At 51.6% G+C, this 21,811-nt stretch carries 21 protein-coding genes; 10 read left to right on the top strand and 11 right to left on the bottom strand.

All coding sequences use genetic code 11. From position 1 onward, the window contains the following. Positions 1-183 precede the first annotated feature (183 nt). The 5 genes from recA to ACEVG1_RS03215 all read right to left on the bottom strand — a co-directional run bounded on the left by recA (position 184) and on the right by ACEVG1_RS03215 (position 4,223). The gene (recA, locus tag ACEVG1_RS03195; RefSeq protein WP_374742112.1) at positions 184-1,191 is read right to left on the bottom strand and encodes a recombinase RecA; all 1,008 of its coding nucleotides are present in this window, start codon (positions 1,189-1,191) and stop codon (positions 184-186) included. Between the two features lie 35 nt (positions 1,192-1,226). Then, a complete protein-coding gene (gene nth / locus ACEVG1_RS03200; RefSeq protein WP_374742113.1) occupies positions 1,227-1,934 on the bottom strand; it encodes an endonuclease III in 708 nt (235 codons plus the stop codon). 10 nt (positions 1,935-1,944) lie between these two features. After that, positions 1,945-2,148, bottom strand: coding sequence for a hypothetical protein (locus ACEVG1_RS03205; RefSeq protein WP_374742114.1), 204 nt, complete (start codon positions 2,146-2,148; stop codon positions 1,945-1,947). Positions 2,149-2,215: 67 nt separating this feature from the next. Next, positions 2,216-3,844: a S8 family peptidase gene (locus ACEVG1_RS03210; protein ID WP_374742115.1), complete on the bottom strand. Its 1,629-nt coding sequence runs from the start codon at positions 3,842-3,844 to the stop codon at positions 2,216-2,218. A 145-nt stretch (positions 3,845-3,989) separates the two neighbouring features. Further along, the gene (locus tag ACEVG1_RS03215; protein ID WP_374742116.1) at positions 3,990-4,223 is read right to left on the bottom strand and encodes a hypothetical protein; all 234 of its coding nucleotides are present in this window, start codon (positions 4,221-4,223) and stop codon (positions 3,990-3,992) included. Between the two features lie 489 nt (positions 4,224-4,712). Between ACEVG1_RS03215 and ACEVG1_RS03220 the strand changes: the two genes are divergently transcribed. From ACEVG1_RS03220 to argH, 5 genes are all read left to right on the top strand, one after another. Continuing rightward, positions 4,713-5,423 (top strand): GNAT family N-acetyltransferase, encoded by a 711-nt coding sequence (locus ACEVG1_RS03220; RefSeq protein ID WP_374742117.1) that lies wholly within the window; start codon positions 4,713-4,715, stop codon positions 5,421-5,423. Between the two features lie 25 nt (positions 5,424-5,448). Next, complete coding sequence (argG, locus tag ACEVG1_RS03225; RefSeq protein ID WP_374742118.1) at positions 5,449-6,633, top strand: argininosuccinate synthase; 1,185 nt, start codon at positions 5,449-5,451, stop codon at positions 6,631-6,633. An 8-nt stretch (positions 6,634-6,641) separates the two neighbouring features. Next, on the top strand, positions 6,642-7,661 hold the full coding sequence (gene argC, locus ACEVG1_RS03230) for an N-acetyl-gamma-glutamyl-phosphate reductase (RefSeq protein ID WP_374742119.1): 1,020 nt from the start codon (positions 6,642-6,644) through the stop codon (positions 7,659-7,661). A gap of 4 nt (positions 7,662-7,665) precedes the next feature. Continuing rightward, positions 7,666-8,250: a Crp/Fnr family transcriptional regulator gene (locus tag ACEVG1_RS03235; RefSeq protein ID WP_374742120.1), complete on the top strand. Its 585-nt coding sequence runs from the start codon at positions 7,666-7,668 to the stop codon at positions 8,248-8,250. Between the two features lie 467 nt (positions 8,251-8,717). Further along, positions 8,718-10,076 (top strand): argininosuccinate lyase, encoded by a 1,359-nt coding sequence (argH, locus tag ACEVG1_RS03240; protein ID WP_374742121.1) that lies wholly within the window; start codon positions 8,718-8,720, stop codon positions 10,074-10,076. A 5-nt stretch (positions 10,077-10,081) separates the two neighbouring features. Here argH and ACEVG1_RS03245 read toward each other — a convergent pair whose 3' ends face one another. Both ACEVG1_RS03245 and galK read right to left on the bottom strand, forming a co-directional pair. Next, positions 10,082-11,152 (bottom strand): aldose epimerase family protein, encoded by a 1,071-nt coding sequence (locus ACEVG1_RS03245; RefSeq protein WP_374742122.1) that lies wholly within the window; start codon positions 11,150-11,152, stop codon positions 10,082-10,084. Between the two features lie 16 nt (positions 11,153-11,168). Then, complete coding sequence (gene galK, locus ACEVG1_RS03250; RefSeq protein WP_374742123.1) at positions 11,169-12,344, bottom strand: galactokinase; 1,176 nt, start codon at positions 12,342-12,344, stop codon at positions 11,169-11,171. Between the two features lie 216 nt (positions 12,345-12,560). Here galK and ACEVG1_RS03255 point away from each other — a divergent pair, with 216 nt between their 5' ends. The 3 genes from ACEVG1_RS03255 to ACEVG1_RS03265 are packed head-to-tail and all read left to right on the top strand — an operon-like array spanning position 12,561 to position 13,872. Then, positions 12,561-12,698 carry a hypothetical protein gene (locus ACEVG1_RS03255; protein ID WP_374742124.1) on the top strand — a complete coding sequence of 46 codons (138 nt, stop codon included), beginning with the start codon at positions 12,561-12,563 and terminating at the stop codon, positions 12,696-12,698. A 15-nt stretch (positions 12,699-12,713) separates the two neighbouring features. Beyond that, positions 12,714-13,718 carry an ABC transporter permease gene (locus ACEVG1_RS03260; protein ID WP_374742125.1) on the top strand — a complete coding sequence of 335 codons (1,005 nt, stop codon included), beginning with the start codon at positions 12,714-12,716 and terminating at the stop codon, positions 13,716-13,718. Beyond that, positions 13,711-13,872: an ABC transporter permease gene (locus tag ACEVG1_RS03265; RefSeq protein ID WP_374742126.1), complete on the top strand. Its 162-nt coding sequence runs from the start codon at positions 13,711-13,713 to the stop codon at positions 13,870-13,872. The genes ACEVG1_RS03260 and ACEVG1_RS03265 overlap by 8 nt, the downstream gene beginning before the upstream one ends. Before the next feature lie 21 nt (positions 13,873-13,893). Here the strand turns inward: ACEVG1_RS03265 and ACEVG1_RS03270 are convergent, their stop codons facing one another. Beyond that, entirely contained in the window at positions 13,894-14,727 is an 834-nt protein-coding gene (locus ACEVG1_RS03270; RefSeq protein ID WP_374742127.1) for an NYN domain-containing protein, read from the bottom strand. Positions 14,728-15,105: 378 nt separating this feature from the next. Here ACEVG1_RS03270 and ACEVG1_RS03275 point away from each other — a divergent pair, with 378 nt between their 5' ends. Continuing rightward, positions 15,106-16,170 carry a 3-oxoacyl-ACP synthase III family protein gene (locus ACEVG1_RS03275; protein ID WP_374742128.1) on the top strand — a complete coding sequence of 355 codons (1,065 nt, stop codon included), beginning with the start codon at positions 15,106-15,108 and terminating at the stop codon, positions 16,168-16,170. Positions 16,171-16,560: 390 nt separating this feature from the next. Here ACEVG1_RS03275 and ACEVG1_RS03280 read toward each other — a convergent pair whose 3' ends face one another. The 3 genes from ACEVG1_RS03280 to ACEVG1_RS03290 all read right to left on the bottom strand — a co-directional run bounded on the left by ACEVG1_RS03280 (position 16,561) and on the right by ACEVG1_RS03290 (position 20,478). Continuing rightward, the gene (locus ACEVG1_RS03280; RefSeq protein ID WP_374742129.1) at positions 16,561-19,602 is read right to left on the bottom strand and encodes a HEAT repeat domain-containing protein; all 3,042 of its coding nucleotides are present in this window, start codon (positions 19,600-19,602) and stop codon (positions 16,561-16,563) included. A gap of 106 nt (positions 19,603-19,708) precedes the next feature. Then, positions 19,709-19,888 (bottom strand): hypothetical protein, encoded by a 180-nt coding sequence (locus ACEVG1_RS03285; protein ID WP_374742130.1) that lies wholly within the window; start codon positions 19,886-19,888, stop codon positions 19,709-19,711. A gap of 185 nt (positions 19,889-20,073) precedes the next feature. Continuing rightward, entirely contained in the window at positions 20,074-20,478 is a 405-nt protein-coding gene (locus tag ACEVG1_RS03290; RefSeq protein WP_374742131.1) for a hypothetical protein, read from the bottom strand. A gap of 224 nt (positions 20,479-20,702) precedes the next feature. On the opposite strand from ACEVG1_RS03290, the gene ACEVG1_RS03295 reads away from it, so the two are divergent. Further along, positions 20,703-21,740, top strand: a complete 1,038-nt coding sequence (locus tag ACEVG1_RS03295) for a sialidase family protein (protein ID WP_374742132.1) — start codon at positions 20,703-20,705, stop codon at positions 21,738-21,740. Positions 21,741-21,811 lie beyond the last annotated feature (71 nt).

Genomic DNA, 21,811 nt, shown 5'->3' on the forward strand with positions numbered 1-21,811 from the left:
GATAATGGTGTCAAAAGAAAGGCCCTGAAACGGGGAGAATCAGGGCCTTCTAACTAACCAATTATAAACCTAAATTATGAAAAGACAATTTTACGTAATGATATATTCAATTTCCATGCCGAAAGCAGGGGCCAAATGTTAAATTTTTGTTAAATAAATGCTGTGCCCAAACGGGCCTCGCCATTAATGGTCTTCCAACTTCTCGGCGGTTACCTCCGCCTTTATTTTCGCTTCCAATTCATCCATCAAATCAGGATTGTCTAGCAGCAGCGCTTTCACCGCATCACGCCCTTGGCCGAGCTTGGTATCGCCATAACTAAACCAGGAACCGGATTTCTTGATGATGTTGAAATCGACGCCTAAATCGATGATTTCGCCCGCCTTGGAAATCCCTTCACCGAACATGATGTCAAATTCTGCTATACGGAAAGGAGGTGCGACCTTATTCTTGACGATTTTCACTTTCACCCGGTTGCCTGCCACTTCGTCTGCATCCTTGATTTGTGCCATGCGGCGGATGTCGAGCCGGACGGAAGCGTAAAACTTAAGGGCATTACCGCCCGTCGTCGTTTCGGGGTTGCCGAACATCACGCCGATTTTTTCACGCAGCTGGTTGATGAAGATACAGCAGCAATTGGTTTTGGAGATGGTACCGGTAAGTTTCCGCAATGCTTGCGACATGAGCCGGGCCTGCAGTCCCATCTTGGAGTCTCCCATCTCCCCTTCAATCTCCCCTTTGGGTACCAATGCCGCCACCGAGTCGATCACAATCACATCAATGGCCCCGGAGCGGATCAGGTTGTCGGCAATTTCCAAGGCTTGTTCCCCGTTATCGGGCTGTGCAATCAATAAATTGTCGATGTCTACACCAAGCTTCCGCGCATAGTATTTATCAAAGGCATGCTCCGCGTCAATGATCGCTGCAATGCCCCCTTTTTTCTGCGCTTCAGCGATGATATGCGTGGCAAGGGTGGTTTTACCGGATGACTCCGGGCCGTATATCTCGATAACCCGGCCTTTGGGTACCCCGCCGATTCCCAAGGCAATGTCCAATCCGATCGATCCGGTTGAAATCGAATCAATGGGCTCCACTGCCGAATCGCCTAATTTCATCACGGCACCCTTGCCGTAGGATTTTTCCAGCTTATCTAACGTTAGCTGCAAGGCTTTCAATTTCTCTTGGCTACTCATTTTATTAGTAATTATTCGATCAAAGGTAATTAATTTTATTTTTGTTTACTAATTTTTTTCGTTTTTTCCGATGGTTGTCGTGAGGTGCTCATTTCTAACGTAGGTTGGACCTCTTTTTCATAGTACCGGCACATCCAAGTAATCGGACATTCCCCGCATTTGGGTTTCCGGGCCACGCAGATGTACCGTCCATGCAGGATTAACCAATGGTGGGCGATGGCGAGGGTATCCTTGGGCAGATGTTTCACCAATTGTTTTTCTACCGCCAGCGGCGTTTTTGCCTTGTCGGTCAGGCCGATCCGGTTGGCCACCCGAAACACGTGGGTATCCACAGCAATTGCCGGGGCGTTGTACACCACCGAGGCAATCACATTGGCCGTTTTACGGCCCACACCCGGAAGCTGCTGCAGTTCTTCCACTGTTTGCGGCACCACGCTGCCGAAATCGCTGACCAGCTTCTGGGCCATGCCCACCAAGTGTTTTGCTTTGTTGTTGGGGTAGCTTACACTGCGTATGTAGGTAAACACCTCGTCGGAATTGCTGGCCGCGAGCGTTTCCGCGTCGGGGAAACGTTCGAACAATGCCGGGGTTACCTGGTTGATCCGCTTATCCGTGCATTGTGCAGACAAGATCACCGCCACAAGCAGTTCGTAGGGATTCCCGTAGTTCAGTTCGGTTTCGGCGCCTGGATTGTGCGCCGAGAAATACGCCACAAAAGCCTGGTAGCGTTCTTTTTTTAGCATAATCTCCTTGTTACGTCAATGGCGTACGCTGGGCCCGGGAATATGTAGTGATTTTATGGATGCTCCCCGAAGGGGGGTTGCGAAGCAATACATCCAGCTCGCTTTTAAGCAGGTCATAAAACAGCTGGTCCTCCGCATCCAGTTCAATGGCATCTTCGCCTGACTTCTTGGTGGCCTTACGGGAAGAGATGGTTCGTGTATACGTTTCTGTCATAAGCATATCAATATATGGTATATAACGTCGGTGCCCAAGAATTAGTATACCAGGATATGGGCGATGCTTATTTTTTCTGTGCCCCATTGGCAGCCTGTTCGGCCAACTGCAATGCCCGGTACGCATTTACGATACCGCCAGTCACGCAGATATCATTCATGGATACCCGCATATTGCGTCCGTCTGGCCCCGTTACTTTCACGCGTTGGTCTACCCGCGTAACCGACTGCATGATTACACGCTTCACTTCCACGGCAGGCAGTTGCGGATAATAAGAGCGTATCAGTGCCGCTAAGCCGGCCACAACGGGAGCCGCCATGCTCGTGCCTTGCAGGTCTTTGTAGGCGGAGCCCGGCATGGTGGAATGGATTTTTACACCCGGGGCAAACACATCGACTGATCGACGGCCGTAGTTGGAAAAAGAAGCGACCAGGTCGCCGTCGTTGTTCCATTGAGAGGCCCCTACCTCTATCCACGCGCTTGCTTCCCCTTTATTGATGCCCAGGCTGTCAACGAAGTTGCGGTTGGGGAAATTCGGGTTGGCATCGTTATCCTGGCCGTCGTTTCCTGCGGCATGGATCAGGAGCACATCGTGCTCGATGGCAAACCGAACGGCATCGTCAACCACCTGTTTGTCTTTTGCAAAAGGTTTGCCGAAACTCATGTTGATCACTTTGGCGCCGTTTTCCACGGCGTAGCGGATGGAGTTGGCCACGTCTTTATCGCGCTCATCCCCATCGGGCACGGTACGCAACGCCATGATGCGTACATTGTCTGCCACGCCCCTAATGCCAATATCGTTGGTGCGCACCGCCCCGATGATGCCTGCCACATGCGTGCCGTGGTCCGCATCGGGCCCCGTTACATCGGCATTGCCATAGTAACGTTCGCGGCTGTTTTCGTAGTCGTCGCCCACGATGTGCCGCGAGTCAAATTCCTTGTTGAGGTGGTAATCCACCTGATTGTTGTAATGCGTTACGCCGTCTTCCAGATCTTCGTAAAATACATGGAAGTCGGGCTCATCTTTCAGCTCTTTTTTGACGATTTTCAAGGCCATTTTCTCAAGGTCGCCGTCGGCCTTGTAATCATTGAAATCGGCCAAGGTAGGTTTTTCCTTGCCTATGCGGGCCACCATCGTATCTACCACGCGCTTTAGGCCGGTATAGCTCACCTGGCCGAAACGGGCTTCCTGCATCTTGTTGGCATAATAGGTCACCATCTTTTGGTACTCCGAAAATTCCCTGCGCTCCTCGCCATCCATGGGGGTGCTTGGCAGCACGGACACGTAGGTCGGTTCGAGCGCCCTTACGAGCCGTGTTACCTCCATGTTGTCATAATGCACATTCTCGCCGCTGGCATTGCCGATGAAATTCCAGCCATGCTTGTCATTTATATAGCCGTTGCCGTCTTCATCCACGCCCGTGGCGGCACTGTCTTTCACATTCACCCACATTACCTCCTTCAGGTCTTCGTGGTTCACATCCACGCCGCCGTCGATGACGGCAACCACCACCGTCGTGCTCTTCTTGCCTCCCAGCAGCTGTTCATACGCCTTTTCCGTACTGATGCCCATCACGCCGTCGCGCTCGTAATCGAGGTTGAACCAGTTTGCCGGTGGATTATCCTTTGTCTGTGCGAAAGAGAATATAGGGAAGAGGATGATGATGAGTGCGTTGCGCAATTTCCAAAACGCCATAAAGTATGCTATTTTTAGTGTGCCGGGCAAACTTAGCCAAAATATTGATCTTTTTATCGTATTCTTTGGCATCCATGAATCGCTTGCCCCGCCGTTATCATTCGTCCTTTTGATGCCGATTTGGGCAAAAGGTTTAATGGGTAAGTTAGGGTGTGTGTGCCGGCGTGCTTTTTTCCTGTGCTTCTTTTTTCCGTTCCTCGAAATTCTGGACGGCATTTTTGCTTGCCCTGATGGAGGCTGCTACCGCACCGATTACGAGCAGCACCACAATGACGATACCCCAAATCCCCTTTCGGCGATCTTGCTTCATCAGCCATACGAGAAACACGATGAGGGGTATCGCGAAAATCAAAATGAAAAACCAGCTGGTACCTGTCATGTGGCAAAGGTCGGAAATTTGTTTTGCTTTTCTGCGGTTTGTCTTTCTGTTAGTTGCCAGTTGATAAGGGATCGTTTATTCCAGCCATGTATTTCGAGCAAGGTGTAGGCCGGGGCGGTAGGCGCGCAAATAAAAAACATCAAAAACACCAACCGGTTAAAAGATATTTTTGCTATATTTGGCACCTTAATTGCAGCACCATGCTGTATACGAATAGGATGAACACAAAAAATACCATAGCGCTATTTGCCGTGCCCCGCTTCCAGCATCGCACGGAATGCTTTTTTTGTGAAATGTCAGCAGCCGAAAGACCGGTACTCCGGTTTCGACGACCCATATTGCCCCGGGCTTAATAAGGGGCATACCTCTCCGATAAGTGTGCGGTAAGGAGTCCACCCGTACAGATTAATCCGTGTTATTTTTAAAATTATTTAATCAGCAAGACACAACGTAGGTTGTTCGTTTTCAATTTTCGGGGTCGTTATTCCAATGGAACTTTCAGACTTTACTATCATCCCAGCTACGGAGGCATATGTAGGCTATGCCGAGCAGATCTGTGACGAAATGGCAGAATCTGCCAAAGCCCGCGGTACAGGCATCGCCCGGCGCAGCCCGGCGTATGTAGCCAATAAGATGCGCGAGGGTAAGGCGGTCATCGCCTTGCGCAAGGCAGACAAAGCATGGGCCGGATTCTGCTACATCGAAACATGGAGCCATGGCGATTTCGTAGCCAACTCCGGCCTGGTCGTCAATCCCGAATTTCGCAAGGTAGGGTTGGCCAAGGCCATAAAAAAACGTATCTTCGACCTCTCGCGGGAAAAATATCCCAAAGCAAAGATATTTGGGCTTACCACGGGGCTGGCCGTCATGAAGATCAACTCCGATTTGGGTTACGAGCCCGTCACCTACGCGGAGCTGACGCAGGATGAAGAGTTTTGGAAAGGTTGCCAGAGTTGCGTCAACTATGACATCCTGACCATGAAGCAGCGTAAAAACTGCATGTGTACGGCCATGCTTTGGGATCCGGTGGAGAAAGAAAAGGAACTTCGGGAGCGCATTGAAATGAAAGCCAAGGCCAAAGAGCGGCTTAAACAGATTACGAAGAAGTCATCGCTCTTGAAAAGGATCGAAGCCAAACTCTGGAAGTCCACCAAAAAAATGGTAACGGCATTTATCGCCCGGCACCCGAGGACGGCATAAGTAAATAATTGAAACCAAATAGATAATGAAGAAAGTCGTATTAGCGTTCAGTGGCGGGTTAGACACCTCTTTTTGCTGTATTTACCTATCCAGGGATCGCGGACTGGAGGTCCACTCCGTCATCGTCAACACCGGAGGGTTTTCTGCGGAAGAGCTCGCGCAAATCGAGCAGCGCGCCTATGCGCTTGGGGTCAAATCGCACGCCGTAGTGGATGAAACGCAGCACTATTACGATAGCAGTATCAAGTACCTCATCTTTGGCAACGTGCTTAAAAACGCTACTTACCCGCTGTCGGTCAGTGCCGAGCGGGTAAGCCAGGCCACGGCCATCGCCAACTACGCCAAAGAGATCGGGGCCGAATACGTGGCCCACGGCAGTACGGGAGCCGGCAATGACCAGGTACGGTTCGATATGATTTTCAATACCCTCATCCCCCACGTGGAGGTGATCACGCCCATCCGCGACCTCAAACTGAGCCGTGAGGCCGAAATTGAATACCTCCATAAACACGGGGTGGAGTTCAATGCCGAAAAGGCGAAGTATTCCATCAACAAAGGCATATGGGGCACGTCGGTTGGCGGAAAGGAAACGCTGACTTCCCACGAAACCCTGCCGGAGGAGGCATGGCCGACGCCGGTCTCCGTAACAGCGCCACGCCGCATTACCCTCACCTTCGAAAACGGCGAACCGGTAGCACTGGATGGCAACCGGATCGGTCCGGTGAAAGTGATCCAAGCGCTGCAAGCCATTGCCCAGCCCTACGGCATCGGGCGAGACATCCACGTGGGCGATACCATTATCGGCATCAAAGGACGGGTTGGTTTTGAGGCAGCAGCGCCGCTCATCATCATCAAAGCACACCATACGCTCGAGAAACATACGCTCACGAAATGGCAGCTGAGCTGGAAGGACCAACTGGCCGCGTTTTACGGTAACTGGATGCACGAGGGACAGATGCACGACCCAGTGATGCGCGATATCGAGGCGTTCCTGCAGCGTGCCCAGCAAACCGTGTCGGGCGACGTATTCGTGGAGCTGCACCCTTACCGATTCTCGGTTATTGGCATCGAGTCGTCGCATGACTTGATGTCCAATGCGTTTGGTAGCTACGGCGAGATGAACAATACCTGGAGTGGCGATGACGTAAAAGGATTCTCCAAGATATTCGGTAACCAAGTGTCCATCTGGCACAAAGTAAATGGAAAGTAGGGTAGAACATGACTAAAATCAACGTAGGCATTGTCGGTTCGGCGGGGTACACCGGGGGCGAGTTGTTGCGGATACTCATCTACCACCCCCATGTAAACATCGTCTATGCCCATAGTGCCAGCAATGCGGGCAACGGGGTGTCAGACGTGCACACCGACCTGCTGGGCGATACCGACCTGCGGTTTTCCGATACCTACCACAGTGATATCGATGTGCTGTTCCTCTGTGTGGGCCACGGCGATGCGCGCAAGTTCTTGGAAGCAAACACCCTCGCCCCGCACGTAAAGATCATCGACCTGTCGCAGGACTATCGGCTGAGTGCCCACAGGGGCTATCAGGGGCAATCGTTTGTATACGGCTTGCCTGAGTTGCAGCGCGATGCCATCCGGTCCGCGCGGTACATCGCCAATCCGGGCTGTTTCGCCACCGGCATCCAGTTGGCCTTGCTGCCCTTGGCGGCCCAAGGGTTGCTTCCCCAACAGATCCACATCAACGCTACCACGGGCTCAACGGGCGCCGGGCAGCGGCCGTCGGCCACGTCGCATTTCAGCTGGCGCAGCGGCAACCTTTCCCTGTATAAAGCGTTTTCACACCAGCATCTCCAGGAGATCGGCGAATCGTTGACGCAACTGCAGCCCGGTTTTCTTCCCGAAGGGGAGGAGCCCCTTCTACAGCGTGCCATGCAGCGCATCAACATCATTCCCCAACGCGGCAATTTCCCCCGTGGTATCCTGTCGGCCATTTACCTAGATAGCGATCTGGACGAAGCAGAAGCCCAGGCTCACTATCGGACATTCTATGCCGAACATCCTTTTACGCATGTAAGCGATACCAACATCGATCTCAAACAGGTGGTCAACACAAACAAATGCATCTTGCAGATCGAAAAGCATGGCGGCAAACTGCTTATCACCAGTATCGTTGATAACCTGCTCAAAGGTGCCAGCGGCCAGGCGGTGCAGAATATGAACCTGATGGCCGGGCTGGATGAAACAGCTGGGCTCCGGTTGAAAAGCGTAGGGTTTTAAAGCGATGTTTGCCACCATCAATGACTACGTCAATCGCTGCGGCCTCTTCTCGCCCGAAGACATGGCGGTATTCAATGGCCTGCTCAAACCCAAGTCGATCAAAAAGAAGCAATTGCTGTTGCGCGAGGGTGAGGTATGCAATTTCGAAGCATACATCGTAAGCGGCTGCCTGCGCACCTTCTATATCGACGAAAATGGGAGTGAAGTCATCCTGCAGTTTTCGGTGGAGGACTGGTGGGTGAGCGACATCGGCAGTTTCCATGACCGCACGCCGTCGTTGCTCTATATCGAAGCGATCGAAGATAGCGAACTGCTTACACTCAACCCTGCCAGCAAGGAAGAATTATTGGTCCGTGTACCCCAATTCGAGCGTGTGTTCAGGCTGATGATCCAGCGACACCTGTCGGCATTGGAGCGCCGCCTTATCCGCACCATCGCCAAAACGGCCGAAGAGCGGTATGTCGAGTTTATCCGGCAGTACCCCAACATAGCCATGCGGGTACCGCAGCACTACATCGCATCCTACCTGGGCATGACCCCTGAATTCCTTAGCAAGGTACGGCGCCGATTGGCCACACGTAAAGACTAACCGTTTTTGGGGAAGGTCAAGCAAAAGAACGACGCTAAGTCCCTCATCTTAGCGCCGCCTTTTTTGCTTAAAATTAAACATCAAAAAAAATAGGTTTATAATCGGTTAGCGTGTTTCTCTAGTTTTGAGACCTAGTTGTCTACCACTAATTTATGTTTACAATATCGAGTAATTAATGATTCACTCACCTTGCCAAACAAGGATAAAGGCGTTTGAATCAAACCATTTTCCCCTTTGTTGGTTACAAACGTAACAATATAAACGATACCTGCAAAGGATTTTCTCAAAAATAAGTGAGTAAACACTCACTATGTGATTCTGCTGAAGGGGTGAATCAAAACCACCGAGGTTTACCTTGCCGTATTTCTGCGGTAACCCTCCGGGTGTATTACGAAATTACGCCCATCATACGCACGAATACGGTGCATTTTACTAAGTTTGCCGTTGGATTTAGATTTTAGCTAACGATGAAGATTTGGCAGAAGAATACGGACGTAAACTCCTTTGTAGATAGCTTTACCGTGGGCAACGACCGGGTGCTCGACTTGCAGCTGGCGGCGGCCGATATTTTGGGGTCGCTGGCTCACACGCGCATGCTCAATAGCATCGGCCTGCTGCATGATGCAGACCTCGCTGCGGTTCAGGCTGGCCTCCGCGAGCTTTACCGGGAGGTAGCTGCCGGTACATTCACCATCAGCGATGGCGTAGAGGATGTGCATTCGCAGGTGGAGCTGCTGCTTACCCAACGCGTGGGCGACGCAGGCAAGAAAATCCACAGCGGCCGCTCGCGCAACGACCAGGTGCTGGTAGACCTCAAGCTGTTCTTCCGTGCCGAGATCGAAAACCTCGTAAAACAGACGCAGGCTTTATTCGATAGGCTGACTGCGCTGAGCGAAGCCCACAAATCCGTGTTATTGCCGGGTTATACCCATTTGCAGATTGCCATGCCTTCATCGTTCGGCCTGTGGTTCGGTGCTTACGCCGAAAGCTTGGTAGATGACCTGGCGCTATTGCATGCCGCGTGGACGGTGTGCAACAAAAATCCATTGGGGTCTGCCGCGGGCTATGGTTCCTCGTTTCCCCTCAACCGCCGTATGACGACCGACCTCCTTGGGTTTGACGACCTCAACTATAACGTGGTATACGCGCAGATGGGGCGTGGCAAAACGGAGCGCATCCTGGCACAGGGCATGAGCGCCATTGCTGCCACACTGGCCAAGTTTGCCATGGATGTGTGCCTGTACATCAACCAGAATTTCGGCTTCATCTCCTTTCCCGACCACCTCACTACCGGATCGAGCATCATGCCGCACAAGAAAAACCCGGATGTGTTTGAGTTGGTACGGGGGCGGTGCAACAAGATACAGGCGCTCCCCAATGAGATTGCGCTGATGACGACCAACCTGCCTTCGGGCTACCACCGCGACCTGCAGTTGCTCAAAGAGAACCTGTTCCCCGCATTCCGCTCGTTGAATGAATGCCTGGAGATCACCACGTTCATGCTCGAACATATCGAGATCAAGCAAAACATCCTCGATGACCCCAAATATGACTACCTGTTCAGCGTGGAGGTGGTCAACGAGGAGGTACTCAAAGGCGTGCCTTTCCGCGAGGCCTACCGCAACATCGGCCTGGCCATTGAAGCAGGTACGTTCAGTCCGCAAAAATCGGTAAACCACACCCACGAGGGCAGCATCGGCAACCTATGCACCGCAGAAATCCGGCAGGCATTTGAGGACATGGTACAACGCTTTGGTTTTGACCGTGTACACGATGCACTCAACGTGCTGCTTGCGGGCCATGAGGGCGCTGGTGGTACTGCGTAAGCCGCCTACTTCGCCACGGAAAACCGATACGTCGTTTCCGACTGGAACACCTGACCCGGCAGTAATAAGGTGCTTGGAAATTCCGGATGGTTGGGAGCATCGGGGAAATGCTGGGTTTCAAGGCAGAAAGCGCCATGTTTGCCATACGGCTTACCCTGTTTCCCCACATCGCTGCCCGTTAAGAAATTGCCGGAATACAGTTGTATTCCCGGCTCGGTGGTATGCACATCCATGCGGATACCGGTAAGCGGCGCTATCACCGTAGCGATGGACGCTCCCGTGGTTGCCGCCGCCGGGCGTACCACATAGTTATGATCGTAGCCATGGCCCGTGTGCAGTTGCTCGTCGGCTTGGTTGATATCCCTACCGATCGGCTTGGCCGTAGTAAAATCAAAAGGTGTTCCCGCCACATCGGCCAGCTCGCCCGTTGGGATCTGGTGCTCGTCGCAGGGCAGGTATTTGTCGGCCGCTATGGATAATACATGGTCCAGCACATCGCCATTGCCCTCACCGTTGAGGTTGAAGAAAGCATGGTTGGTAAGGTTAATCACGGTAGGCTTATCGGTTTCGGCGCGGTAGGTGATAACCAATTCATTATCGTCGGTAAGGCGATACTTCACCATCACCGAGAGCTGTCCCGGAAACCCCTCCTCGCCATCGGCAGCCACATAGTAGAAGTCCGCTTTTTCCCCCTGCACCACGCGCCGGTCCCATACGCGGCTGTGGAAACCGCCCGCCCCGCCGTGCAGGGCATTCGGGCCGTTGTTCGGTTGCACGTGGAAGGTTTCTCCGTCAATCGTAAAGCGGCCGTTCGCCAGGCGGTTTGCAAATCGCCCCACCGTAACACCATGGAATATTTCATCGGCGGCAAGGTACCCCTGTATGCTATCAAACCCCAGCACCACATCGGTGGGGTTGCCCGTCTTGTCGGGTACGATAAGGCTTACCACACGGGCGCCGTAGTCTGAGAGGGCTACCGCCATCCCGCGGTTGTTTTCCAAGGTAATCAGGTGTGTGGGCTTTCCATCGATCTGGTGTTCGAATTGGTCCTTCTTGGGTAGTTTGTAGGGTGTCATCGTAAGGTCTATTGAGTTAATCCAGTACCACATGTGTGCCGGCGGATATATTGGCAATATAGGCCTGCGCGTTACGGCCGGTTTTTTCGTTGTAGGCGGCAATGACGGTGTCTACCACGTCTTGCACCTCGTCTACTTTCACCAAGTTGATGGTACAGCCACCAAATCCGCCACCCATCATACGGGCACCTAGTACGGCATCGTTATCGCGCACCAAATCCACCAGGATATCCAGCTCGTCGCAACTTACCTCATACAGGTGCTGGAGCCCATCGTGCGTCTCAAACATGCGTTTGCCGAATGCGGCGAAGTCGTCGTTTTTCAAGTCCTCGCATCCATCCTGCAGGCGCTTTATTTCCGAAACCACATAGTGGCAGCGTTTGTACACCGTGGCATCCATTGGTTTCACGTGTTCATCCAGTTGTTCTAGGGTTGCGTCGCGCAGGCTTTTCACGTGTGGATGGCGTTGCTGAATCCACGCCACACCCTGCTCGCATTGTTCGCGGCGCTCGTTGTAGGCCGATGAGGCCAGTGAATGTTTCACTTGGGTGTCGAACAGCACGATGCGCAGGTCGGGATTGTTGAACGGGATATATTCGTGGGAGAAATCGGCACAATCCAGTTTGATGAGCCGTTGGTCCTGCCCGAATACACTGGCAAACTGGTCCATCAAGCCGCACTTTACGCCCACGAACTCATTCTCGGCAGCCTGTGCCGTGAGGGCGATATCCAAGCGGGGTATGCCAAGTTCAAAAAGCTCATTCAGTGCGAATGCGGTGGCACATTCCAATGCTGCCGACGATGAGAGCCCGGCCCCTTGTGGGATGTCGCCCCCGAAAACGAGGTTGAAGCCCGCCAGCTGGCGTCCCTGCTGTTGCAATTGCTGCACCACTCCTACGATATAATCCGGCCACAGCAGGGGCGACCGCCCCAATGCATCGAGGGCCAGGCTATATGACTCCTGTTGGTCCAGTGCGTATAGCTGGATACGATGGTCGTCACGCTGGCCAATGGCCACGATGATGTGCTTGTCGATGGCCGCGGGGAGCACGAGCCCCTGGTTATAGTCGGTATGCTCGCCGATGAGGTTCACCCGCCCCGGGGATCGTACGAGTAATGGCTCGTTGCCGTGGAACTCCCGGTACTTTTCGTATACTGCATCCCGCAAGGAAGTCGTCATTGCTATACTCATGTAACGTCTGTCAAAATGAGCGCTAAAAGTACACAAAAAAAGGGGAGTTACGAGTCCTTGCTGTCCGTATATGAACAACAAGTGTTCGGAATCGAACACCGCCAGCCATTGGTTAAGGTGCAACATTTTGTAAAACAATGTGTTGTGGTTTTGGCTCGAAAAGTGACGGTTTGTGTAGAGCGGTAATATGCCGTCCGCATAATGTAAAAATAGTACATGGCTAGGAATTATCTTCATACCTTATTCAGGAACTTCGCTAAAACCAAGGCTTACTCGTTCATCAACACCAACGGATTATCCATCGGTATGGCAGCGGCAGTGGCCAATCCGGTGGAGTCGTTAAGGGATGAATAGACGGGAGGAACGCTGATGATGAATATGTTTTTTAGGACGGCGGCACGCCAAATGCGAAAATACCGCTTCCATTCCTTTTTGAATATCTTCGGGTTGGGCTTGTCCATTGCCTGTTGCCTATTTATCTATATCTTCAATAGCTACCAACTAAGCTTTGATCGATTTCATCCCGACGCCGACCGAACCTTCTTGGTTGTTGAGGACCTCCATCTTGACAAAACAACGCATAATAAAGGGGGCTCCTATGCCATGTTTGAAGCTATACGACAGGAATTGCCGCAGGTAGAAAAAGCTGTCATTTACATAGAGAAACAGGATTTTACCCTCAAAGTAGCCGACCAGTTACTAAAAACGGACGGCAAAGCCGCATTCGTTTCTTCGGCATATTTTGAATTGATGGATTTCCCTTGGCTACAAGGAGATCCCCGTCAGCTAAACGAGCCCAATACGGTGGCGCTAACCCAAGCGATGGCCAAGGCTATTTTTGGTAAGAAGGAGGCGGTGGGCCAAACCATTTACGTGGAGGGCCATTTCCCGGTGGAGGTGGTCGGTGTAATCGACGACAGCCGCAGAAATTCCGATTTCCGGTCGGAACTATATTTTTCGCTTGCCTCCTTCGCTACGTTACGCCAGCTACCTAGCGGAGATGGTTTCTTCAGCAACTGGGGGTATACCCATTCTTCCAACAATATCATCCTAACCTTGCACCGTGCGGATGACAAAGACCAGGTGGAGCAGGGTATCCACGACTTGGTCGCTAAACATTGGGACAAGGATGTGCTGAATTACTATACTTACAAATTACTTCCGTTGACATCCTTCCATTTTGATATGGATTATGGGAAGGCTACCCAGCATTCCCTGCTGCTGATCCTTGTGGCCATAGGTATTGCTATTCTTTTTATGGCTACGGTCAACTATACCCATATGGTTTCTGCCCAGCAACTGTACCGATTCTATGAAATGGGTGGGTGTGGCTTTTCTTATTGCCGTACCGATCGCTTGGTACGCCATGCGTAAATGGCTCGATCATTTTGTATACCCTATCGAATTGGAGTGGTGGATGTTTATGCTTGCGGGTATGTTGGGGTTTGCCATTACCGGCGTTACAATCAGCTATCAAGCCATTAAAGCTGCCAAAGCCAACCCGGTGGATAGTTTGCGGGATGAATAGTTTCTTTTTCCTGAATGGCCATCATTGTTTAGGGGCCTTTTTGCGGACGGATTTCCGCGGTTCCCTGATTTTGATATAGACGTGTTTGATTTTGGTTTTTTCGGTTGATTTTTCTTCTACTTCAAAATATTTATCGAGCGATTTGAATAACGGCGTAAGTTTTGGAAAACCATAAATCCTGGGGTCGAAATCGGGCTTCCGTTTGTTGATTAGCCCGCCGATTGCAGCGAGTGCTGCCCATCCCCCTTCATCTGCCACGTCGTTGACAGCTGTCCGCAACAAGTCGACCATCTCACGGCTGACGGATTCATACGTTTTTGCATTCCGCGCATCCGGTTTATGGTCTGCACCTGCTGTCGCACTTGCCGTTCCGGCGGGTGGCTTTTCGCTGGCTTGGGGCAAAACAGCCGTTTCTTTGTCGAGAATTTCAATGTAAATGAATTTATCGCAGGCAGCAATGAACGGTTTGGGTGTCTTTTTCTCGCCCACACCAATCACCATTTTGCCAGATTCCCTTAGCCGGACAGCCAGTCGGGTAAAGTCGCTATCGCTCGATACAATGGTAAACCCATCCACCTGTTGGCTGTGTAGGATATCCATAGCATCGATGATAAGCGCCGAGTCCGACGAATTCTTACCGCTCGTGTAGCTATACTGTTGTATTGGCGTGATAGCGTGCGTAAGAAGCGGTTCTTTCCAACCGGTTACGTGCGACTTCGTCCAGTCCGCATAAATCCGCTTGATCGAAGGGATGCCATACCGTTTCACTTCGTCTAAAATGTTTTCGATGGCCGAACTCGACACGTTGTCAGCGTCGATAAGTACCGCTATCTTTAAATCTCCTGTTTGAGCCATCGGGGAGCGGACTAATCTTTTCGCCTTTTCTCAACCTGCTTCAGCTTTTTGTCTGCCCTTTTCTCCTTCAGGTTTTTTACGGCGGTCTTTTTGCTGTTGTCCTTCTTTGATCCTTTGTCTTTAGACATGATTTTTGAGTTAATTTCTGGTAATATAGTGTTTTTAATTCGGAATGTCTATTTTGCACCCCATCGTTGGCATAGCTACCGGCTCTGCCGTAGTTGATCCGCGGTAAACAGCGCGGCTGCTTTTTTCTGTGGCCTTCCGTTGGGACTGTCATTTAGCTGAAAACAGAAAAAAAGAAGAGATTCGTTGCGAACTAAGCGGTAAGGGACTAACCGTGGAATGAATAGAGTGGCATAAACGAAAAACGATTCCATGAACCGATCGAAGATAATGGGCACGGGCGCCTACATCCCCACGGAAAAAATTCCGAACGACTATTTCTCAACGGCCGCATTTTTCGAACAGGACCATTCGCCGGTTCGCAACCCGACGGGAATGGTCATCCAGAAATTCAAAGCCATCACCGGAATAGCGGAACGGCGCTATGCACCACCGGGTGTGACTGCCTCAGACATGGCGTTTATGGCAGCAAGGGAAGCTATAGCGAATGCGGCCGTTGATCCGGAATCGATCGATCAGCTGATTGTTGCACACAACTACGGCGATATGGATTATCCGGGCGCTCCCCGGGACGCCGTTCCATCCCTTGCTTCCCGTGTTAAACATAAGCTAGGCATCAAAAGCCCGAGTTGTGTACCGTATGATATTATTTTCGGTTGCCCGGGGTGGCTGCAAGCGGTTATCCAGGCCGACCTTGCCATACGGGCTGGAGCTGCAGGGACGGTGCTGGTGATCGGGGCAGAAACCCTTTCACGTGTATTGGATTCTTCAGATCGAGACAGCATGATTTTTTCGGATGGTGCCGGTGCCTGTATTCTGCAGAAGCATCAAGGGGACGACGGAGGTGTCTTAAGCACGTCGGTGAGGTCAGACACCGGAGCAGAGGCCGGTTTTATCCTATCCGGTAGCCGGAATGACACGCCGGGGACCGAGCCAAAGTTTATCAAGATGAAGGGACGCAAAGTATACGAATATGTACTGAACCATGTTCCCCAAGCGATGAAAGCATGTCTCGATCAAAGCGGCGAATTGATTTCAGATTTGAAAATGGTATTCCTTCATCAGGCCAATGAGAAAATGGACGAGGCAATCATTGCTCGGTTCTACGGTCTATACGGTATGGATCGGTTTCCAGACGATATCATGCCCATGAACATCGGATGGATGGGAAATAGTTCGGTGGCGACCATCCCGACATTGCTTCATCAAGTTTTGGGAGGGCAGTTGGAATCATTCAAACTGGCGAAAGGTGATATCATCCTTATGGCTTCTGTTGGTGCGGGAATGAATATCAATGCACTGACCTATAAATGGTGATAAGGATACCAGTCGCCCATCGCGCTATTCCCACTGTTTTACATACGTTATATGCGCTAAATGATGGTTGCGCCAAGCATACATGCCCATAGCCTCCTCCAGGGTAAACGCATGCCCGTGTTCGGGATGGATATATTTCTTTTTAGCGACTCATCGTCTAGGTTTTTCAAGAGGTGGTACCACCTGGCATGAAGTCCCTCCAAGATTGCTAAGGAAGACGTAATGGGTAGCGATTTACCGTCACCGAGTTCGGCCCATAGTTGGCAATTACTTTCTTTGTTATAACTTGTGGCTTCTTAAATTCACCGATTGGATACCTCAAGTTGTAGTTTTCCATCTATTATTATTTATTATTCCGTTTTGATGACGGGTTTCTACTATTTTATTTCCTTATGTTAACGTCCGTATATACGCCAGCAAATCCGCGACCTGTGCATCTGTCAGGTTATCAATCAAGCCGGTTGGCATAAAGGAGCGCCCGCTTAGGAATCCCTCGTTTTTGATATCCCTGTTTTGTATGAATATCTTATTGCCACCCATTGCGGCGATCGTAATCCCTTGGTCGTCTTTCGAATATAAATAACCTTCCACGCTGCTATTATCCCTTTTTATAACGCGGTATACTTGATACCCACCTTCTATAGCGGCATCGGGATCCAAGATAGCTGTCAAGATAGCCACGTTATCGCGGGTAGCCGATCCATCGAGCGCAGGGGCGATATCGAGCCCTTCCTGGCCTACCCTGTGGCACATCAGGCACGTCTGGAAGATGACCTTCCCTTGGTTGGCATTCCCTGTTTCTTTCTCGGCGATGGCCACGTACCGGCCGAGCTTGCTGTTGAAGGCTTCCTTTGCTGCTTCGTCGCGCTTCTTCACACCGTTTACGATGGCTAGGGCTACGGGATTCCCGGTGTTGCTATGGTACACCCGGTCTGCGGAAGAATTATTGAAGGACGCATCGTCCAGCAGTTTTTCGTCATACATCGTAAGGAGCATAGTACAGCCTTCTTCAGACCCCGACAGCAGGTTAGTGAGTGCTTGCTGTTCACCATTATTCATGGCAGGCAGCCAATTTTGCAGGATTTCCGTTGCCGCGGCCGGGTCTGCCTTGGTAAGGCTATGCAGCGATGAAATTCTGGAATCGAAGTCAAATCGGTCGTTTTCCGCAATACGGAGAAAAAAAGGGCTATTGCGCTCTAGATCATTCCCCAGCGCTTTGATTACCAGGGCCAACGTGCTTGTTGAAAGGCCATCATCAATAAATGGGGCAATCGCGCTGTTCGGAACACGGATGTCGAGGCGGCCTATGGCATCCAATGCCAGGCGTCTGTCGGCTTCCGAGTCACTGCGTAGCAACCCGAGGGCCGGAACCACCAACAGGGAAGATAGCTCAGCCGACTGGATTTGCTGCTGGTTCCGCAAGGCGATATCGAGGTATTTTGCGGCTTGTGCGGGTGCCCCCACAAGGGGCTTCACCAAGGCGTATACGGTTGGGTTATCCAACATTTTTGACACCCAGGTAAAGGTCGGCTCATCGAGGTCGTTTATCCCGGCCCGTTCCCAAAGCGGGAAAAACCAAGTTTCCTTCTGTTTTTTGGGTAAGGCTTGGATGGCCCATAGCAAATGGATTGCAGGATGTGCATTTGCTGCGGGTTCGGCGAGATACGCATTCAGTTCATCCGGATATTGCTCAAGCGCCTTTAATGCAAGGCAACGTTCGAATCCACGCTCGTACGATCCGCCCATTTCATTGCCTTCCATCGCCGGTTTGCAGGCGCGCAACAAAATGGCGATGGTGTTACGGTCAGCTTTTCCAACGTCTGCCAGTGTGCGGAGTACCTGCGAGCGGACCATGGGATTCGGATCTTCCATCAAATCCGCAAGCCTATCTACACCGACCTTCCCGGCAAATCCGAATGTTGCCAGTGAGCGCACGGCTTCCCGGCGTAAGTCATCTTCGGGATCGTGCAAAAGCGATATCAATAGGTCCTCATCCCGATAGTCCATTCCTTCCAATGACCAGAGGGCAAGTATACGGCTGGTTTCATGCTGAGCTTTGTTTGCCGCCAAACGGACAAGGTCTGCTGCAATCGGTTTGGTTTCTTCCCGGGGGCGCTCGCTTATTTGGTGCCAGGCTGCCCGTTTCGCCCATAGGCTCGGGGATTCCAACTGTCCCACTAGCTCGGATGTGGGCATGGCATAGAAGTCGGGGATTTTCCGTGGCTGTTGGCTGGTGTGCCTGATACGCCATATGCGCCCGTGTGCTTTGTCCCGGTTTGGATCGGTGGTTGGAATTTCATTGTGCGAAATGATTTTATTGTACCAATCTGCCACATATAAACAACCATCGGGACCAAATTCCATGTTCACAGGCCTGAAATATTTGTCGTTTGATGTGAGTAAATCCGGGAGATGCTCGGCCGAAACCGTACCATCCGGGTTTCTCCGTATCCTTACCGCGTTGATGGTGCTGGTGATGGGGTTTGCCAGGAAAGCCACATCCCGCCATTCTTCGGGGAACGACCCTGAAATATCGTCTGCAAAAGCCAGGCTGGAAATTCCGGTCCCCCCCACGCGGAAATCGTGCAGTTCGGGCAGAAACGGCTGGTAGGACCGCAAGCGTTCATTGCCGATACCGGGGAAGGCCGTTCCACCCTCCATGGGCACCACCGAATAGCCCAGGTCGTTCGCTTCGGTCGCATACCACTGCCCGTTGTGCCGTAGCTGGAGCCCCCATATATTGTTCAAGCCGGCGTTTACCAGTTCCATTTTTTGCCCATCCACTGAAAAGCGGCCTATTTTACTGTAGTTGATGTTCAGCTTAGCACCGCTCACAAGCGATTGTACTTCGCCTTTATTCAACGCCCCGTGACTGAAATGAATCCAATTCCCCGGGGCCCTTACCAGCATGTGCGTCATGGTATGGGAGTCGGTAAACCCGAATCCGGTGAAAAGCGGGGTCCGTTCATCTGCCGACCCGTCGCCATCTGAATCCCTTAAAAAGAAAAGCTCCGAGCCTTGGGCTACATAAGCTCCATCGCGGAATGGGAGGATACTCATCGGTATAGCCAGGCCATCCGCCCATACCGTGGTCTTCACGGGGCCATCACCGTAAAGGTTGGAGAGTACCAATACCTCATCGTCCCCTTTTTCCTTGCCCTGATACAGATCTTTGATCCGTTTGAAGTTGGGGTACGTGGCCTGCTTTTCGGGGTTGTCCATCAGCGCAAGCAGATCGTTCCACTGGATATCGGCTATCGGATCGAGTGGATACATCCTGGCCGTTTGGGTCCACAACCGTCCTTTATCGTCAAAGGCAAGTTGCACGGGTTTCACTACCCCATCCCGTTCGCTTGCAACGAGCTCGATGACAAAACCATCCGGCAGGGCAAACCCTGCCAGTTCATCCTCAGGCGACAAAATGCCTTCCATTGGCCGTATCCGATCTTGTCGGGTGCCTGTTCTGCACCCGGAGCCGATTACCAGTAAAACAATTGCAAAGATAGGGAGGTGCCTCATATTCGTTGTATGCGTCATTTCACCTTAGGATATGGCGGAGCACACGGAGGTCGCCGGTGCCGATACCTGCTTGGTAACCCATCACGGTCCCGTCCACCAGGTTGGAGCGGTATTGTATCTGGGGTGAACTGGATAAACATATCCCGAAGAAGGCGAGGGCTAATTGCCCTGGTGCATTTCTTGAAATTGGCTTTTGCATAATTGATTGGTACAAGTGGTTGGTTACCATAATTCCTATCCCAAATGTACATTAATTATCGTTAATCTGCTTGAAATAGAAAGGCAAAAGACGTTGCTTTCGGTTTTACTTCATGTTCCGGGTACCTTCCTGGGCGTGGATGCGTGGCTACCCCCGCATTTTCAGTGTCCAATGACAGTATAAACCTATCTTCCTTCGATTTTTCCCAGTTGGGCATTGAAATTAATTTCCAGGTCTCCGGTAGTTACAATGACTGCTTTATCCATTACTTGGCATGCCAATCCTGTAGCGTTATCGGGCAAGGCAATTTGCAGTTTCCTTTTTGTAGACAGCTTTGGTCCCACGCTACGCGCATGCCATTTGCTTTGTCGAAAAACTGACGGATGGTTTTTGTCTCTTTCGATCAAGTCCCGGATCGGCAACACACGGCCCGCCCGCACACTCAATACCTCTTCGGCCAGACCACGGTCTTTTACATACGAGAAGGCAAAATGCTGCAGTGGACGGGAATAATAGCGGTATACGCTATCAAAGGCCGTCCGGTCACCAGCTTTGAACTGATCGATATCTACTGATGTAAAGAGGAGCATCGGTATATGGGTGCTGGGATGTACAAAGCAAACCTATGGACCCGACATGACTAAAATAATCATAAGCACGCGGGATTGTGTACACACATGAAGATTTTCTGTCATTTTCCGTTATCTTTACCGAAAAGCCAAAAGAATAGGATGAAACCTGCCATGCCAGCGCCTGACACAAATGGCGGTGAGATGCAGGTTCCATGGGGGCGTAAAGAACAAAATTATTTTCGATGAAAGGAATCGCCATTTTACTGTTATTGGTTTCCGCGAAACCGGGTTTATGCCAACAACCCCCCGATGTTGTGGTGACGAAAATCTGGGACGACGGCCAGCACAATGCATTTACCGATTTGATCCGCTTTAAGGGGAAATTCTACTGTTCTTTCCGCGAGGGGGCGTCGCACGTGCCTCGCGGGGCGGGCACGGATGGCAAAGTACGGATCATCCGTTCGGCTGACGGCAAGAATTGGGAGAGCGTGGCTGTTTTGGCAAAGGAGGGGGTAGATTTGAGGGACCCAAAACTCTCCGTTACGCCGTCGGGTCAGCTCATGGTGATGATGGGCGGGTCGATTTACGAAGGCTCGCAACTGAAGGGCTTTGCGCCCCGGGTATCGTTCTCCGATAAAACAGGTATGCATTTTTCTCCTCCGGAAGATGTTGTTTTTGAGGACGGCTCCAAGGCTTCGGGCAGCTGGATTTGGCGCGTTACCTGGCATCACGGTGTAGGCTATGGCATCGACTACGGAGTGGGCGCCGGCGAAAGCAACGCTGCATCGGCGTTATGGCTGGTTTCGACCACCGATGGCAAACAGTTCAAAAGGGTGTCAACACTCGATTTGGACGGCTCACCGAACGAAGCGACCATACGGTTCCATAAAGACGGCACCATGCACGTGCTGATCCGTAGGGAGGCGGGCGACCGGAAGGCGGTCATGGCCACCAGCCGGGCGCCATTCACGTCGTGGGCCTACGAAAAGTTGGCCCATCCGTTGGGTGGCCCCAATTTTCTGTTCGATAGAAAGCAACGGCTGGTTGTGGGCGGGAGATTACATGAGCCGGAGGCCTACACGGCTATCCTGACCGGAGATACCGCCACCGGCTTAGAAGAAGCCGTGCACCTGCCCTCCAAAGGCGACAACAGCTATCCGGGGATGGCCATCCATAAAAACAAGCTGTGGTTTTCCTATTATTCATCGCACGAGGGCAAAACGAGCATTTATTTCACAACGATACCCTTGAGGCAGCTTTTCGAGCGCATGATTCAATAGTCAATAAACACCTAGCGTAAACTGTTTTTAAACCCGCTAAATCTCCTGTTCTACAGCCCCGATATTCATGT

Origin of the sequence: Parapedobacter sp. 2B3, assembly GCF_041925275.1 — a bacterium.
In the GTDB taxonomy this organism is placed as follows: Bacteria; Bacteroidota; Bacteroidia; order Sphingobacteriales; family Sphingobacteriaceae; genus Parapedobacter; species Parapedobacter pyrenivorans_A.